The organism is Brucella sp. TWI432, assembly GCF_039674445.1.
GTDB lineage: Bacteria > Pseudomonadota > Alphaproteobacteria > Rhizobiales > Rhizobiaceae > Brucella > Brucella chromiisoli.
In genome coordinates, this window is the sequence record NZ_JBDJNL010000006.1 from 17,231 (window position 1) to 33,378 (window position 16,148).

Sequence of the window (16,148 nt, forward strand, 5' to 3'; positions counted from 1 at the left end):
CGTGAGATAATGCTTAAAAACAAAGAGATAGAGCGGATCCTACGAGACCGTTAAAACAGGAGCGGCTCTAATGGAATCAGCGATGAATGACATGCCCCTCATCAGATTGCAGGATATTCGCAAAACTTATCACAATGGCGACCTTGCCGTTGAAGTGCTGCATGGCATCACGCTTGATATTCGTGCCGGTGAATTCGTGGCCATCAAGGGCGCTTCCGGTTCAGGCAAGTCGACACTGATGAACATTCTGGGCTGTCTCGACAGCCCCAGCGGTGGTGAATATTGGCTTGAAGGTGAAGATGTCTCGACACTTGATGCGGATGAGTTGGCCGCGCTGCGCCGCCGCACATTCGGCTTCGTGTTCCAAAGCTACAATCTCATCGCCACATCAACGGCTCAGGAAAATGTCGAGGTTCCGGCCATTTATGCCGGTATGCCTGCAGCAGAGCGTCATGCGCGTGCAGCCGAACTTTTGAATTCACTCAAGCTTGGCGACCGACTGGACCATCGCCCGAATCAGCTCTCTGGCGGTCAGCAGCAGCGTGTTTCGATTGCGCGCGCACTGATGAATGGCGGACGCATCATTCTTGCCGATGAACCGACAGGTGCGCTCGACAGCCAGAGCGGCGAAGATGTGATGGCGCTGCTGCGCGCAATGCATGAACAGGGTCATACGATCATCGTCATCACCCATGCCCGCGAAGTGGCGGAGCGCGCAGACCGGCTGATCGAGATTCGTGATGGACAAATCCTGTCCGATACGCTCATGCGTGAAATGCCTGACAGCGATGCACCGCAGAACCTGCAGCAATTAGCGGCAAACAGTGCCGCAGGCATGGCCGATATTTCAGAAGCGGTCAAGATGGCGATGCGGGCCTTGCGCGCCAACATCTTCCGCACGGTGCTCACATTGCTTGGCATCATCATTGGGGTGAGTTCGGTTGTCACAATGCTTGCAATCGGCACAGGCGCACAAAATTCTATCCTGGATCGCATCAATGCGATGGGGACCGATCTGGTGCTTATCCGGCCATCCATGCCGGGGTTTCGCGGCTCCGGCTCGGTCGCAACGCTTGTTCCCGAAGACGCTGACGCCATCCTGCAATTGCCCAATGTGAAAACGGCCGTACCGGAAGTGACCGGCAGTGTGACATTGAGACGTGGAAATATTGATTATCAGTCACAGGCCAACGGCACTGTTCCGGCTTTCTCGACCGCAAAGTCATGGAAAATCGAAAGCGGCGACTTCATCACTGAACATGACATGGAGAGTTATGCGCCGGTTGCTGTGATTGGAAAGACTGTCGAGAAAACGCTGTTCCCGGATGGTTCAAACCCGATTGGCCAGTATATTCTGATCCAGAAAATACCGTTTCAGGTCATTGGCACGCTGGAATCAAAAGGCGCGGGCTTTGGTGGATCAGATCAGGACGACGTCGTGGTTGTACCGCTGACAACGGGCAATCTACGGCTTTTCGGCCAGAAATATGTGCGCACCATAACGGTTCAGGTGAAAGATTCTGACCTCATCAACACCACACAGGACCAGATTCAGGAATTGCTGGACCAGCGCCACAAACAGCGCGATACCATGATCACCAATATGTCCTCTATTCGTGATGATGCAGCGGCGATGGGGTCGACGCTGACCATATTTCTCGGATCTGTTGCAGCAATCTCACTGCTGGTTGGCGGCATTGGCGTGATGAACATCATGCTGGTCAGCGTGACCGAACGCACGCGCGAAATTGGTGTGCGCATGGCAACGGGCGCGCGCCGCCGCGATATTCTTTTGCAATTCATCACCGAAGCTCTGACCGTCTCGGCTATCGGAGGCGCTATCGGCGTCCTTGTGGGCCTGGGCGCCGCAACGCTTGCAGGTCTGGCCGGGCTGACGATCGGCTATAGCGCAGGTCCGGTTCTGCTGGCTTTTGCCTGTGCCTTTGCCACCGGCCTCGTGTTTGGCTTTCTGCCCGCCCGCAAAGCTTCACGATTGTTGCCTGCCGTTGCGCTTTCATCTGAATAAAACATTTCCAGCAAAAGTGCGTGAGCTTTTTGCGCAGGATAATGCGTAAGAAAAATAAGGCCGAACGCATGCACATCAAAAAGCCGACCTGTTTTCACAGGTGGGCTTTTTATTAAGACATCGCTTCGCTGCCTATTTGAACTGAATTGGCACCGTGATTGGCATCCGCGGCTTTGCAATTGCGGCGGGTGGCGCAGGCACAGGCGATGAGTTGCGCGTGGCCTGAACAGCCAGTTCATCAACAGTTGGATTGCCCGATGAGCGCGCCAGTTTCACAGAGAGAATATTACCAGACGGATCAACGACAAACGCAACCTGTGCCGTCCCTTTCACACCTCTGCCAGCCTGACGCTGCAATGAACGCGTGCGACGCAACAAGTGCGAATAAAGTTTCGACTGCCACTTATTGGAACTGACACCGGCTGATGCGTTGTTGTCGCCACGGCGATTGGCAACGGGTTTGGCACCCGAATCCACGTCCATGCGCGGCGCACTTGCCTGGCGCGTTTCCTTGGCCTTCTCCGCCTGCTTTGGCTTCGGCTTTTCGATTTTCTTGACCGGCTTTGGCTTCTCTTCCTTAGGCTTCTCTTTCTTAGGCTTTTCAATCTTTGGCTTCGGCTTTTCGACCGGAGCCGGTACAGCCACTTCCGGCTTAGGGGCCTCAACAATATCCGGAATTACGTCTTCCGGTTCATTGATCACTTCAGGCTCCGGCTCTGGTTCCGGCTCCTTGATCTCCTCAACGACGGGCTCCGGTTGAACCTCTTCGACAGGCTCTACAGCCGTTTCCTGTTGAGGTGCTTCGGACACCACTTCTTCCATCGGAGCTTCCGGCTCAGGTGCAAACTCAACCACCATGGCAGCAACCTGCGCGCCATCCGGCTGATCCTCATCCTGATTCATGCTGATCGCATAGGCGCCGGCAGCATGTACACTTAAGACGATAATCCCCGCACCAATCCAACGCCCTGCATCATGCCAAAAGGAATAATGATGGCTATCCGTCGATGCCACATTTTTAAGGGGGGGATGTTCGGGCGGCAATCTGTCCATTTACTGTGCTCCCTGACCAACCGGCGCAGAGGCTGGTGCTGAACCATCAGAGGCAGCCCCCACAGTTTCAAGGCCGACCAGCGCAATCTTGAGATAGCCAGCTTCTCGCAGCAGGTTCATCACACGCATCAATTCACCGTAACCAACCATTTTGTCAGCCCGCAAAAAGACCCGCGCATCCTTGTTTCGCTCAGACACACCGTCAAGCTTTTGCCCCAGTCCTTCGCGAGCAACCGTGTCGTTGCCAACGCTGATGGATAAATCTTCCTTGAGCGTCACATAGATCGGCTTGTCAGGGCGAGGTGCAGGTGTTGCAGTCGACGCAGGCAGATCCACGTTGATGTCCACAGTCGCAAGAGGGGCCGCAACCATGAAGATGATCAGGAGAACCAGCATAACATCGATGAACGGTGTCACGTTGATTTCGTGGTTCAGTTCCAGATCGTCGCCATCGCCTTCTCGAACTTTGCCAGCCATGATACTACTCCGCTGCGTGCAGCGCGCCTTCACGCACGCCAGCTGTTCTGAAGTCAAGATCCCGGCTTACCAGACGCTCAACGCCCGCCGAAGCGTCGGCAAGCAGTGCGCGGTAACCAGTGATTGAACGGGCGAAAACGTTATAGATAACAACGGCAGGAATGGCCGCAACAAGGCCGATGGCCGTGGCGAGCAACGCTTCCGCAATGCCCGGAGCAACAACAGCAAGATTGGTCGTCTGTGCCTGACTGATGCCGATAAACGAATTCATGATGCCCCAGACAGTTCCAAAAAGACCGACAAAGGGCGCGACCGAACCGATGGTTGCCAGAATGCCCGTGCCCTTGGAAAGACGGCGTCCGGCTTTTGCTTCGATGCGCGACAGGCGCGAGGTAACGCGCTCCTTAAGGCCTTCCCCTCCGGCACGCGCCAATGCCGGGCCAGAAAGACGAACTTCATCTTCGGCAGCGCGGACCAGAATGGAAGCCGGTCCCTTCGCGCCTTCAAGTGTACGAACAGCTTCGGAAAGTGTCGCCGAATGACCAATGATCTTCAATGCGTGTTTGGCGCGGCCGCGAGCACCGGCCAGTTCAAGCGATTTCGCGATCAAGATCGTCCAGGTTAAAAGTGATGCAACCGCAAGACCGATCATCACCCCTTTCACAACCCAGTCGGCGGCCATGAACATACCCCATGGCGAAAGGTCATGCGGCAGGACAAAAGCAGGGGGCGCCTCGGTTGCGGTCACTGGCTCTGCTGCACTGGGTTCACTTGCTGGGGTTGCGGATGGTATAATGGCGGGCTGGGCTGCCGGTGCTTGAACGGGGGCTGGGCTGGTCGCAGCGGGGCTATCGTTGGCAGGCTGCTGTGCCTCCTGTGCAAGTGCAGAACCCGCAAATGCCAGCAGCCCCATGCCCATCGCCGCAGCCATGAAGCTTTTTCGCCAGAAACCAGTCATTTTCATCGCCTTTTGATTGTTCAGGTCCGAGCGTACATGACAGATCAATCATGCAGACTGCCCCGCCGCCTGTCATGCCACTTGAGGCCTTTTCTTAACTCCCATTAATATGATGATGCAAGTCATGTTTTGAAAATGCTGCTATTTTTAGGATTGAACACATAAATTTCTCAAACCTGCCGACCCCAGGAACACTAAACCCCTTATCGGGATAGCACTTGCATAAAAGCTTCAAATCAGGCGTGATATGCTGCAATGGACAGTTTGGGAATAGTTTGGGCATTTCCAATCATTGCCTGGGACTGAACGGAATTCGGGAGGAGAGGCTCATGATGCTTAAAGACATTCAGGCACTTGAAAACGCTGCTCGTATGGCGATGGCAGGCAACGATGATCCATTGCCTGTTCGCGCGCGATCATTAAAGCCATCCTATTACGGCGGTCTGGCTTTCATCACTGTCGCTTGCGCAGCCTATCTGTTTTTTGCGTAAGACAGGACGCGTCAGCGCAAACGATCCCAGCGATATTTACCATGACTTGCAGATCGTCATGGTTTGAGTTGCTGACTTATGCCTGAACATGCAACCATTGCGCCGTAACAACGTTATTGTGGTGAATTGATACGGTTGCTTGTCGTCTTCTTGATGCCTAAATTGGCTCGACGCCTGTTACCGTGGGATGCAATTTTAGAAATTAGACCACTCGTCGAACAACATATGTTGCAAACAGTGATTAAACAGGAGGCCTGACATGGCGCGCGGAACAACCAACACGCGTAAGATTGAGGAAAATCTCGAAGAGGCACTGACCGATTCGACAACTGACGACCTTCAGTCTCAGGTCGAGCAGCTGAAGGAAGATATTGCTGCCATCGCCGCAACCCTGGCGAATCTGGGTTCACAGACTGTGCGCGATGCGAAACGCACCGCCAAGCAAACGTATAAAAGCGCATATGTGCAGGGTGAAGACGTTGTCGATGACCTGAAAAGCAAAGCGCAGGATGTCGAAGCACAGTTGACCGAAACAGTGCGGGCCAAACCGATTGCATCGCTGGCGACGGCTGTTGGTATCGGGTATCTGCTCGCCCTTCTCTCGCGCCGCTGATCCGCGCCATGCTGAAGCTTCTGGCACCAGTCGTGGCAACGCTTGCCGGTGATGAGCTAAAACTTCTCACCGGACGTGCTAAACGTGCTGCAATTTTTGGAGCAGCAATTGCTGTCTTCGGACTGATCGCGGTTGTGTTTCTTTGCGTCGCCGCTTTTCTTGCACTGGCTCAAAATTACGGCGGGCCGATTGCTGCACTCATTCTCGCAGGGCTATCGATTATCATTGCCCTGCTTATCATTGCAGTGCTCAAAGTTCAGGCTGCGGCAGAAGAAAAGAAACGCAAAGAGCGTATCGCCGCAGACAAATCAGCACTCGTGGCAACGGCTGCAATTGCAACCGTGCCGTCAATTCTGAAACGTCCAATTCTCGCTGTCGCACTGCCCTTGGCAGGCATAGCGCTGGTGAGCTTGCTTTCAAATAAGACGAAGCGCTGATTTTACGATAAGCAAAACAGATGAGACCGGCTCCCCGCGATGTTTCGTTGGGGGCCGTTTTTTATGACGAAGCTTCGTGCTCCTGATCTGGCTGCGCGTGAACAAGGGAGGACAACCGGACGATCACGCGTGTTCCCGTACCATCTTCGGACGTCGAATAAACCGGCTTTTCGCCAAACTGCATGCAGAGTTGCTCGACCACCAGCGTGCCAAGGCCATTCTGTTCACGCGCATTATCCGTATCGCCACCCTGCCAGCCGATACCGTCATCTTCGACCATCAAAGCAGGCTTTCCACTCTCAACGTCATTTTTGAAGCTGACTGAAATTCGACCGCCTTGCCGCCCCTTGAAAGCATGCTTGATCGCATTGGTGATAAGCTCGCCCAGAATGATACCGATTGTCGTAACATCCCGCGCTTTGAGATCAAGTGGCGCAAAATCCGTTGTGAAAGTGATTTGGCGATCATCCGCAATTCCCTCGCGGATATCTTCGATAACTGTTTCCAGAAACTCATCGATGCGCGTCGATTCCATATCCTCGCCCAGCCGGAGCCTGCGATGCGCGGTCGAAACCGTCTGCACCCGATCGCGCGCCGCAACGAGGGCCGCGCGGGCTTCTTCACTGCGCGTTTGTCGCAATTGCAGGCCAAGCAACGAAGAAACAGTGGCCAGTGAATTGCCGATGCGGTGGTTTGAATCCTGCAAAAGGATTTCAACCCGTTTGCGCTCATGCTCAGCAACAGCACGCTCCCGTTCGAGCTCCGCTGTTCGCTCTTTCACGCGTTCCTCAAGAAGCTCTTTCTCAGACAGCAAAGCCGACTGCCCTTCAAAAAGCAGACGTGCCGCGCGCTGAACACGTGACAAAAGCAAAAAACCCAGCACGGCTGCTGAGGTAAGCGCGACGATCGAAGTCGCCGTCAGCAAGGAGCGCATCCTGTCTATATAGGCATTGCGCTGTGCAAGTTCCTGTCCCTCCGTGGCGACAAATTGCGACACTGTTTGCGCAAGCTGATCGCGCAGATTTTTGCCCTCGTTACTGCGAAGTTGTTGAGTGGCCTCGCCAATCTTGCCTTGCCTGGCAAGAATGATCGTCTCACGAACATCTTTTTGACCCTGCTTGACCAGCGACTTGATCTCTATAACCCGCGCATGCTGCGGCGGATTATTTTCTGTCATGACGGCAAGATCATCCAGCGTCTGGTCAATATTGGCAATCGAACGCTCGTAGCGATCAAGATAATCTTCATCCAGCGTCAGAAGATATCCGCGACGGCTCATCTCAATATTATAGGCAATGCGTGTCACCCTGTTGACCTGCTCGCGCAGTTCAAAGTTCCTTGAAATATCGACAACCTGTTTGTTCACACCATAGGAAAGAAACAGGGTTATCAACGCCGATAACAAAACCAGACTAAGCGACACGATAAAGGCAATCGGGCGCATCGAAGGTTTGAACAGGCGGTTTGAAAAGGCTGATGACAACGGCAAATCCACAAGAATTCAAAGTTACAAACCAGTGCGGAGGACCGCACGGATCTTCCATAATGGTTTGACAAGCAAATATTAGTAAAGCGAACTCTTCAAGTGCCTAGGCCGTGTGGACAATTATTTTTCAGTCGTGGCATGAGAGGGTTTTGTTTCTGAACAGCAGAAAAGGCCGCCGTGGCGTGTATCTCCATACCACGAACCAGAATATAATTGTCCACACGGCCTGGTATGCCGAAACCGAAATTCGTAGCCTATTGCGTGAAAACAAACCGGCAGAGCATTTCCAATAATTCAATCAAAACAGGAAATGCTTTCCCGGTCTGTTTCCGGCATTTGCATGCATCAGCACAGGCGTCAGGCGAAGCTTCTCAGCGTGGCGCGGGATGAATTGGCATCCGGCCCGTAATCTGCATCGCCTTCAATTTGCAGTATCTCCTGAAGGCGCGTGCGCGCACGGCTGACACGGCTTTTGATCGTGCCAACAGCACAGCCACAAATTTCAGCAGCCTCTTCATAGGCAAAGCCAGACGCTCCAATCAGAATGATGGCCTCACGCTGGTCATCAGGCAGCTGATCGAGCGCTACCTTGAAATCCTGCAAATCAAGCGTGCCATATTGCGATGGATGCACAGCCAGTTGTTCGCTGAAAACACCGTCCGTATCCTGCACCTCACGACCACGCTTACGCATCTGGCTGTAAAACTCGTTGCGCAGGATCGTAAACAGCCACGCCTTGATGTTGGTTCCCAACTCAAAGGATTCTTGCTTGGCCCAGGCTTTCATAATTGTGTCCTGAACCAGATCGTCAGCACGATCATGCTGGCCGATCAATGATACCGCAAACGCACGCAAACTTGGCAGCGAGGCCAGGAGTTCGCGCTTGAATTGCGCCAACTCTTCAGCCGACGGAACCAGTGCTTTGCCCACGCGTACTCTCCTGTTCAGCCTGATCGAGTTTTTCCAAAAGGTCGAGGAAACGATCCGGAATTGTCTCTTCCTGTATTGAGGTATAAAGCGCTTTGAGTTTGAGACCGACTTCACAGTTCGGTCCTAAAATGTCCTTCCGGACGCGCCCGTTGAGCCGGATCCCGGCCCCGTTCGCTTGAAGGTTTTTCTTTTCTGTCATCACTTATTCATTCCAGGCATCTCGCCCTGTTCCACGATCACAAATGCATTACTCTGGAGGCTAAATGCGCCCACTCTGAAAAAGTTCCCTCACTTTTTTAAAATCTCGAGGAACTTTTCTCAAACTGCAACGTTTGTGTAGCATTATGCCGTGCTCTATAACATTGCCGAAGAGCTTTCGCGCCCTGTCGGTGAGTGTAAAAAGCAAGAAGTGCGGCAATGAGGAGTCCAAAAACCATGACGTTATCGACGCGTATTGCGCCGCATCTTCCCTATCTCCGCCGTTTTTCGCGTGCTCTGACAGGCTCGCAGGCATCAGGCGATGCCTATGTTGCTGCGACATTGGAAGCATTGATCGCAGACATCAGCATCTTCCCGCCTGCATCAGCAGACCGGATCGCGCTTTATCGGTTGTTCTGCAATCTGTATAAAACGGCCTCTGTCGAAATTCCGGAGCCTGCCTCTGAATTTGCATGGGAAAAGCAGGCAGCGCGAAATCTTTCTTATATTTCCCCTTTGCCGAGACAGGCCTTTTTGCTCGTCGCTGTTGAAGGGTTCAATGATCGGGAAGCCGCTGAAATTCTTGAAATCGATGAGCGTGAATTCGGCCGTATTTTGACATCTGCTTCGACAGAAATTTCGAAACAAGTGGCAACGCGAATTATGATTATCGAAGATGAACCGCTGATTGCGATGGACATCGAACAGATGGTCGAGAGCCTTGGCCATGAAGTCGTCGGCATTGCACGCACCAAGGATGAAGCGCTTGCGCTCTATAGCCGCGAAAAGCCGAGAATGGTGCTTGCAGATATTCAATTGGCTGATGGTAGTTCCGGCATTGATGCTGTGAATGAGATTTTGCAGGATGGCACAATCCCCGTGATATTCATCACCGCGTTCCCTGAGCGGCTCTTGACCGGCGAGCGCCCTGAACCGACCTTCCTTGTGACCAAGCCGTTTAATCCTGACATGGTCAAGGCGCTTATCAGCCAGGCTTTGTTCTTTGAAGAAGCCGCTCAGGTTGCAGCCTGAACTGGAAATGTGACGCAAAGTGACACCCCTGCAAAGAATGACTTCTTGCGGGGGTGTCAGCGTTAAACTGACAACTATGTGCTAAAAAGCGCGATTTATTTGCAGTCTGGACCTTCAAATTGTCTATTTCGAGGAACCAAAAGCAACGATCAGACGTTTCCCTTTCAATCAATGAAAAGGAGACCCACAATGCTTTATTATGCTCTTGTCTTTCTCGTCGTCGCGCTGGTCGCAGGCGCTTTGGGCTTTGGCGGTATTGCCGGCGCATCAGCGGGTATAGCGCAGATTCTTTTCTTCGTATTCCTCGCCCTGCTGGTCATATCTTTGATCGCCTCGGCTATCCGCAAGGCTTAATCCTGTCGGCTCTTGCAAGGCGGCTCACCGCCTTGCAAGGCAGCCAGCAAAAATTGCGCCGTTGCACGACCTTCGTCAACGGCGCGGTTATTAATCACAGTGTTGATCCAAAATTATTGAAATTATTGCCTGTTGCTTCTTGTTTTTATCAACCAAGCTTTTGTTATTCACCCATTCCTTTTCACTCTACAACGCATGGTAATTGAGGCATTCATGGCCGCGTTAACCCCATCCCCCCTCAACGAAACAAAGTCTGATGCGTCACGATTGCGCGCATTGCTGGGCGCTGTGCGAAACAGCAATATCTGCGTGCTCTATCAGACGCCCGATATGCTTTATGCCTGGGGGGAGAACATTCCCAGCTATTGGCAGGAGAAATGGAAAGCGGGTGGACGGGATTGTGATTTTATTTTCTCGACGTCAATGTCGAGGCTCGAACAAGCAAAGCGCACAGCAATCGAAACCGGAACGGCACAAAATATTGAGCTGGCCATTAATGATGGCGACAAGCTTCGCTGGATCGACTTTCACATTGATTGTGATCTTGATGCAAATGGCAACGTTGTTGGCCTTGTTACAACGGCGCTGGAAATCAGTGAACTAAAACGCCGCGAACAAGTTTTAAAAACCCTGTTGCGCGAAGTGAGCCACCGTTCGAAAAATCTGCTCGCCATTGTGCAGAGCATTGCCAGCCAAACGGCGCGCTTCACTGATTCTGTCGATGACTTTCTTCTCAAGTTTCGCGGACGCATTCAGTCTCTGTCCTATTCGCAGGATCTGGTGACCGATTCCAACTGGCACGGTGCCTTATTTGTCGATCTTGTGCAGTCCCAAATCGAAAAATATATCGATATCAATGACGAACGGCTGAGCATTGAAGGCGACAACCCTTATTTGTTTCCGGGGGCAGCGCTGCATATCGGCCTTGCTCTGCACGAGCTGATCGTCAATGCAACATCCTTTGGCGGATTATCGATTCCTTATGGCCGCGTCATCATTTCTGCAAAAATTCTCCAGACCGATGCAGGCGAAGACGAACTGCTCTTTTATTGGAAAGAAACCAATCCGGCCATGCCGGACGTGTTTCAGCACGACCCGCGCTTTGGCAGTGCGGTCCTGCAGCGCATTGTGCCGCAAGCGGTGAACGGACATGCAGAATACCGCGTTGATGGCTCAGGTGCAGTCTATTCCCTGCACGTTCCGGCAGAACAATTCGACGCCTGAAAGACCTTCCCACATTTCCCCACTCATAAAAGAAAAGCCGTCATGGTTTGAACCACAACGGCTTTCCTTAAAGGTGCGGAACGTCGGCGACATAACGGGGGGCGTCTGCGCGACATTCTCACAGCCAACTTCAAACGGGGACATTGTTGTTGGCCAATGAGGACCGCTTGCGGGGCTTATCGTGGTCCTCGAAAACATGAACGGATATCCAAAAGTTTGGTTCCGTCAGGATTCGATTTTTTTACAATAAAGTTCGAGCCGGTGATGCACGATTTCATATCCGAGCGCCCGGGCGATTTCTTCCTGCAGTTTTTCTATTTTTTCAGAGCTGAACTCAACCACTTCCCCCGAATCCATATCGATGATGTGGTCATGATGTGCCCCATTCGCCTGCTCAAACCGCGATGGACCGCCAGCGAAGGCATGGCGATGGATAGCCCCAAGTTCCTCCAGCAGCTTCATAGTTCTGTAAACGGTTGATAATGAAATACTATTATCAACCTCAACAGCGCGCCTGAAAATTTCCAGCGCATCCGGATGATCTTCCGTTTCAGTCAATATGTTGAGGATGATGCGGCGTGGCCGCGTAATGCGGATACCAGCCTGCCTCAGCTCCTGCTCATAATCGGGTTTTTTGTGCGATTCACTCATGGCCTGATTATGCACCCGCAAGGCGCCAGTTGCAAATTTTTGCAACTGGAAGAGAGAATATCTCCCCAAGCCATTTTGTAATCCGCATGTTAGATCAATCGACAAACTGTGTTCCCTGCCCATTTTTACAACGTTCCAGACGTTATGGTGCAGATGTGAACCCTGTTTGCCGACGCAGCATTTCACGCGGATCGGAAAGCGCCACGCAGATTGATCTTATCGCGTCTTGAGTATTTTAATCGCGATTATCCAGCCAACGATGGGCGTGATGATGGCACTGATAACCACCGCCCAGATCATAGGATAGGCCGGATTCTGTGAAAGCTCCGGCACTGTCAGGATTACGATAAAGCCGATGCCGATCAAAACGATAAACGCAATCGAACTTATGATCGATGCCAATTGAAGCCGTGTCCCCATAATCCCCTCCAGTATAGTTTCAACAAATAGATACGCACTATCGACTTTTGTCCATCCTCGTAAAAACGTCTCAAGAAAATTGCCTGTCGATGCTGCTATAATCGATTATCTGCTGAAGAAATGCATTGATTAGGGTCAATTCGAACCGGCTGGCTCCAAGCAAATAAACTGGCGTGTTATTGTCTCGCCCAATCGGGATTAATACCGTTTTTACCCATAATTCCGTACTCCCCTCCGGTGTTGATGAACCAGATGGTGAACAGTGCGCACAGAACCAGAAACACGCTCCAGGAGATGATAAGCCGCGTCTTTCGCGCCTTGCGTTTCAACAAAAGATACACACCGGCACTCACCGCAGCAGATCCGATATAGGCTGCAATCATACCAAACTCCGTTATGGGGATTATACAAATAGGCAGGCGCATCCACGCCTACCTTGTTTTCACGCATGTCGTTCTCGGATCGTAGCGGGAATAGAAATCAGCCCGGCGGACTGATTTTCCCGGAAAGGCGGTTCTCATTTTTCCGCGACATGCTCTAGGAAAGACAGATGTAGCAAGCAGTCTCTGTCAACTACTTCTTCTGCTTTTCAGCTTCCTTGATCTGGGTTGCGAAGCGCCCGATTGCGGGGCCAGATGCCTTTTCAGCAGAAGCTGATTTGTCTTTCTTCGGTTTGCGCACTTCACGATTGCTGCGTACTTGGCCTTTTGCCATGATGGAAACTTTCTTGCTTAAGAGCGGAATGTTCCAGACCTGCACAGTTATCCGTTCAGGTCATTGTGCTCTTTTTTAAGCATACCACCAATGAAGCTGGGCGTGTAACAATTCGACGGATCAGGTCAACGCTCTGCATGGCAGCTTGCAACCTAAAGCAAAATTTTCAGGACTGGCAAGCGATTAGAGCGCGTCGCGCATAACCGCACCCAATACGCTCGCTCTATCTTCTTGTTTAGATGCACTGCGTTCTCAAATCCTAGCGGGAATAGAAATCAGTCCGGTGGACTGATTTTCACGCGAAGGTGGTTCCCACTTTTCCGCAACATGCTTTAGCCTCGCAAGACGACGCCCAGAATGCCGAAACTTATTCCTGTTTCGACCGCATAAGCCTGCGCAAAGCTTCCTGTGGTACGTTCGTTTCGCTTTGTGGCGGCGTCGGTCTCGCAACAGGGCGTTCACCCGGTTTATCATCTGGACGCTGCCGCGGCCTGTTATAATTGTCGCCGCGACGATAATGGCGCCCTTTATAGTACCGGTCATCCCGATAATATCTTGAATTGTATCTCGGCTCAGACCGATAAACCACTGTAGATCCACCATAATAACCGCCATAAGACGGCTCGTAATTCCGGTAGCCATCATTGTACGGGCTGCCCATGCAACCCGCCAGCAATGCCGCCATGAAGACAAACGAAACTGCTGAGATAATCCTTTTCGGTCCGTTCATGGCTCTGCTCCAGCTATCCTCATTTTTCGATGATAAAGTTTGATCTCACATCGAACCAAGAGCAAATCACTTTGCATCTGCGCTTGGACATATAATCCCGCTATCCCAACCCCAATATTTTGTTCATGAAAAATTGCCGTTGAAATAATATATTTATAATAAGAAAATGGATGCACAATAATAATAAATGGGAGGAAATTATAATGCGTAAATTTGTTATACTTTCAGCATTAATTGGGTGCATCTGTATTACATCAGCCGAATATGCGGAAGCTGAATCATTATCTCAATTAAAACCTGAAAATAGTGCGCTATGCATAGCGAATGGCCGCGATGCCTTGAATTGTGCCGTATATTGCACTGCAGTTTTTTCCATATGGAATATATGCTTTTAATAAGTTTACTTAAGTTAATATTTATTAAAGTAAATATATTCCATAATATAGTTTATATAAAAATTAATTTATAAATGGGTCTGTCATGGGAAATTATGCTTCATTCTTACTGGCCTTCTCCATTCTAATAATTGCAGGTAACATCAGCTTGGCAGAGATCGGAGTTGACTTACCATCTGATGAACAATGTAAATATTATTATTGGGATGGGCAGCAGATCAAATGCTGCCCAGACTCCACGGGTGGCTGGCATTGCAGCGATCGTTAAAGGGCAGCGAGATTGTATTAGCCCGGTTATCTGGCATTTTCTGCTTTGGGCATATCGTATGCCCGTTGTTGAACGCCTGCGTGCTTATATTCCAAACAGCTTTGGTGTCTGCCAATTACTTGGGATGACTGGTACGCCCAAGGGGAATCGAACCCCTGTTTGCGCCGTGAGAGGGCGAAAACTGAAAAATCCACATTTCGCCATTGACCGTCACTACCCTGTTTGAACCCTTTTTGTTTTTCTTGTGTTCCGGATATCTAAAACTTAACGTCGTGGTTGACCGTCACTATGCGCGGTTGCTTATTAGACGGTTATTAGACGACTTTTGGAAACCCATGTCGAAGACGCTACAAGAATCTTCACTCACAACGCCGAACGCTCGAAAGGGTTTGCCGATTGGCAACCATTGGCGAAGCGTTAGTGCCGAAGTTCATCTTGGGTATCGGAAAGGTAAGCGCGCCGGTCGCTGGTTTGTTCGCTGGCGTTTACCAGATGGTCGGTACAAGCAGGAAAGTATCGGAGCGGCAGACGACGGTATAAGCGCGGACGGCGTTGAGACGTTAAACTTCGAACAAGCGCGAAATAGAGCTGCCGAGCATGTGGAGCAAGAACGTCAACGTGAACGCGATGCAGGCAAGGAGCCTATCCCCACTGTTCGGGATGCTATCGAAACATATGTAGCAAAAAGACAGGCTCGGGCAGAGAAACAAGAGGGCGCGCGCCCGAACGACGCATATGGCAGACTCAATTTGCATGTTCTCGGAAAGCCGCTGGCAGACAAGCGCCTCGATGCGCTCTCAGATGAAGACTTAGCGGACTGGCGAGCGGACCTGCCAGAGACTTTAGCGACTTCGAGCATCCAGCGAATCGTCAATGACCTTCGCGCGGCATTGAATGCCGTCCCTCCCCGCATTCTTAAGCGACTGCCTGCGTCATATCTAACTATGATAAAAATCGGATTGAAGGCCGGTGAGGCAGAACCCGCAGCAGCGCGCGACGGTGCTGCTCTCCCTGATGCTGACGTGCGTCGCATCATTGAGGCAGCAAGAATTGTCGATGATGAGGATGGTTGGTCAGGCGACCTGTTCAGATTGGTGTTGGTGTTGGCTGCAACCGGTATGCGTTTTTCACAGATCCGACGGATTCAGGTTGGCGACGTGCAGCCAGAGCAATCACGTCTCATGATACCGACTTCGCGCAAGGGGCGAGGCCAAAAGCGCACCACTCACATAGGCGTGAAAGTTGGCGGCGATGTTTTGGAGGCGCTTAGACCCGCAACGGCAGGTCGTCGCCCAGCCGATCCATTGCTTGAACGCTGGAAACATAAGCAAGAGCGTCCAGATCCCGAAACAAAACCAGTCTGGGTAAAAGATAAGCGCGGCACATGGAATTCGCCTGCCGAGTTAGCGCGACCATGGGCAGCGATTGTCGCACGCGCCGGACTTCCATCTGACACAGTGCCATATTCCTTGCGCCATTCATCGATTGTTCGCGCGCTTCGTGCCGCGCTGCCTGTTCGACTAGTGGCCCAACTTCATGACACTTCCGACAAAATGATTGAACGGCATTATGCATCGGCAATCGTCAACGCTTTGGATGACCTGGCTGCGCTTGCTGTGGTGCCGCTAGTCGATACCGAGCGCGGTAAAGTCGTAAAGCTTAAGGCCGGGGGATAACAGCGAGACCCACGG

General features: G+C 51.7%; 19 protein-coding genes and 2 pseudogenes. 9 read left to right on the forward strand and 12 right to left on the reverse strand.

The genetic code is table 11. From position 1 onward, the window contains the following. Window positions 1-82 precede the first annotated feature (82 nt). A complete protein-coding gene (locus ABE527_RS10730) occupies window positions 83-2,026 on the forward strand; it encodes a MacB family efflux pump subunit (protein ID WP_499696919.1) in 1,944 nt (647 codons plus the stop codon). A gap of 132 nt (window positions 2,027-2,158) precedes the next feature. Here the strand turns inward: ABE527_RS10730 and ABE527_RS10735 are convergent, their stop codons facing one another. From ABE527_RS10735 to ABE527_RS10750, 4 genes and pseudogenes are all read right to left on the reverse strand, one after another. Continuing rightward, the gene (locus ABE527_RS10735) at window positions 2,159-3,079 is read right to left on the reverse strand and encodes an energy transducer TonB family protein (RefSeq protein ID WP_499696920.1); all 921 of its coding nucleotides are present in this window, start codon (window positions 3,077-3,079) and stop codon (window positions 2,159-2,161) included. Continuing rightward, a complete protein-coding gene (gene exbD, locus ABE527_RS10740) occupies window positions 3,080-3,556 on the reverse strand; it encodes a TonB system transport protein ExbD (RefSeq protein ID WP_265984791.1) in 477 nt (158 codons plus the stop codon). A gap of 4 nt (window positions 3,557-3,560) precedes the next feature. Continuing rightward, window positions 3,561-4,274: pseudogene (exbB, locus tag ABE527_RS10745) on the reverse strand (tonB-system energizer ExbB); the annotation flags it as partial. A 117-nt stretch (window positions 4,275-4,391) separates the two neighbouring features. Continuing rightward, window positions 4,392-4,520 (reverse strand): annotated as a pseudogene (locus tag ABE527_RS10750) (tonB-system energizer ExbB); the annotation flags it as partial. Window positions 4,521-4,843: 323 nt separating this feature from the next. Here ABE527_RS10750 and ABE527_RS10755 point away from each other — a divergent pair. From ABE527_RS10755 to ABE527_RS10765, 3 genes are all read left to right on the forward strand, one after another. Next, complete coding sequence (locus ABE527_RS10755; RefSeq protein ID WP_265984789.1) at window positions 4,844-5,005, forward strand: hypothetical protein; 162 nt, start codon at window positions 4,844-4,846, stop codon at window positions 5,003-5,005. Between the two features lie 259 nt (window positions 5,006-5,264). Next, complete coding sequence (locus ABE527_RS10760; protein ID WP_499696921.1) at window positions 5,265-5,618, forward strand: ElaB/YgaM/YqjD family protein; 354 nt, start codon at window positions 5,265-5,267, stop codon at window positions 5,616-5,618. 8 nt (window positions 5,619-5,626) lie between these two features. Continuing rightward, window positions 5,627-6,055 (forward strand): phage holin family protein, encoded by a 429-nt coding sequence (locus ABE527_RS10765; RefSeq protein WP_265984787.1) that lies wholly within the window; start codon window positions 5,627-5,629, stop codon window positions 6,053-6,055. 61 nt (window positions 6,056-6,116) lie between these two features. Here the strand turns inward: ABE527_RS10765 and ABE527_RS10770 are convergent, their stop codons facing one another. The 3 genes from ABE527_RS10770 to ABE527_RS10780 all read right to left on the reverse strand — a co-directional run bounded on the left by ABE527_RS10770 (window position 6,117) and on the right by ABE527_RS10780 (window position 8,670). Then, a complete protein-coding gene (locus ABE527_RS10770) occupies window positions 6,117-7,538 on the reverse strand; it encodes a sensor histidine kinase (protein ID WP_499696922.1) in 1,422 nt (473 codons plus the stop codon). 360 nt (window positions 7,539-7,898) lie between these two features. Then, window positions 7,899-8,471 carry an RNA polymerase sigma factor gene (locus tag ABE527_RS10775; protein WP_265984785.1) on the reverse strand — a complete coding sequence of 191 codons (573 nt, stop codon included), beginning with the start codon at window positions 8,469-8,471 and terminating at the stop codon, window positions 7,899-7,901. After that, window positions 8,443-8,670 carry a NepR family anti-sigma factor gene (locus tag ABE527_RS10780; protein WP_265984784.1) on the reverse strand — a complete coding sequence of 76 codons (228 nt, stop codon included), beginning with the start codon at window positions 8,668-8,670 and terminating at the stop codon, window positions 8,443-8,445. Before ABE527_RS10780 ends, ABE527_RS10775 begins: the two co-directional genes overlap by 29 nt. Before the next feature lie 236 nt (window positions 8,671-8,906). Between ABE527_RS10780 and ABE527_RS10785 the strand changes: the two genes are divergently transcribed. The 3 genes from ABE527_RS10785 to ABE527_RS10795 all read left to right on the forward strand — a co-directional run bounded on the left by ABE527_RS10785 (window position 8,907) and on the right by ABE527_RS10795 (window position 11,279). Then, entirely contained in the window at window positions 8,907-9,701 is a 795-nt protein-coding gene (locus ABE527_RS10785; protein WP_265984783.1) for a response regulator, read from the forward strand. A gap of 189 nt (window positions 9,702-9,890) precedes the next feature. Then, on the forward strand, window positions 9,891-10,055 hold the full coding sequence (locus ABE527_RS10790) for a DUF1328 domain-containing protein (RefSeq protein ID WP_006473348.1): 165 nt from the start codon (window positions 9,891-9,893) through the stop codon (window positions 10,053-10,055). Window positions 10,056-10,268: 213 nt separating this feature from the next. After that, the gene (locus ABE527_RS10795) at window positions 10,269-11,279 is read left to right on the forward strand and encodes a sensor histidine kinase (RefSeq protein ID WP_265984782.1); all 1,011 of its coding nucleotides are present in this window, start codon (window positions 10,269-10,271) and stop codon (window positions 11,277-11,279) included. A 225-nt stretch (window positions 11,280-11,504) separates the two neighbouring features. On the opposite strand, the gene ABE527_RS10800 is transcribed toward ABE527_RS10795, so the two are convergent. From ABE527_RS10800 to ABE527_RS10820, 5 genes are all read right to left on the reverse strand, one after another. Continuing rightward, a complete protein-coding gene (locus ABE527_RS10800) occupies window positions 11,505-11,930 on the reverse strand; it encodes a ferric uptake regulation protein (protein ID WP_265984953.1) in 426 nt (141 codons plus the stop codon). Between the two features lie 216 nt (window positions 11,931-12,146). Beyond that, window positions 12,147-12,350 (reverse strand): hypothetical protein, encoded by a 204-nt coding sequence (locus ABE527_RS10805; RefSeq protein WP_265984781.1) that lies wholly within the window; start codon window positions 12,348-12,350, stop codon window positions 12,147-12,149. Between the two features lie 176 nt (window positions 12,351-12,526). After that, window positions 12,527-12,733, reverse strand: coding sequence for a hypothetical protein (locus tag ABE527_RS10810; RefSeq protein ID WP_265984780.1), 207 nt, complete (start codon window positions 12,731-12,733; stop codon window positions 12,527-12,529). 190 nt (window positions 12,734-12,923) lie between these two features. After that, window positions 12,924-13,064, reverse strand: coding sequence for a hypothetical protein (locus ABE527_RS10815; RefSeq protein ID WP_265984779.1), 141 nt, complete (start codon window positions 13,062-13,064; stop codon window positions 12,924-12,926). Between the two features lie 367 nt (window positions 13,065-13,431). Next, the gene (locus ABE527_RS10820) at window positions 13,432-13,794 is read right to left on the reverse strand and encodes a hypothetical protein (RefSeq protein WP_499696923.1); all 363 of its coding nucleotides are present in this window, start codon (window positions 13,792-13,794) and stop codon (window positions 13,432-13,434) included. 559 nt (window positions 13,795-14,353) lie between these two features. Between ABE527_RS10820 and ABE527_RS10825 the strand changes: the two genes are divergently transcribed. Continuing rightward, window positions 14,354-14,683, forward strand: coding sequence for a hypothetical protein (locus tag ABE527_RS10825; RefSeq protein WP_499696924.1), 330 nt, complete (start codon window positions 14,354-14,356; stop codon window positions 14,681-14,683). Window positions 14,684-14,792: 109 nt separating this feature from the next. Continuing rightward, on the forward strand, window positions 14,793-16,133 hold the full coding sequence (locus tag ABE527_RS10830) for a tyrosine-type recombinase/integrase (protein ID WP_499696925.1): 1,341 nt from the start codon (window positions 14,793-14,795) through the stop codon (window positions 16,131-16,133). Window positions 16,134-16,148 lie beyond the last annotated feature (15 nt).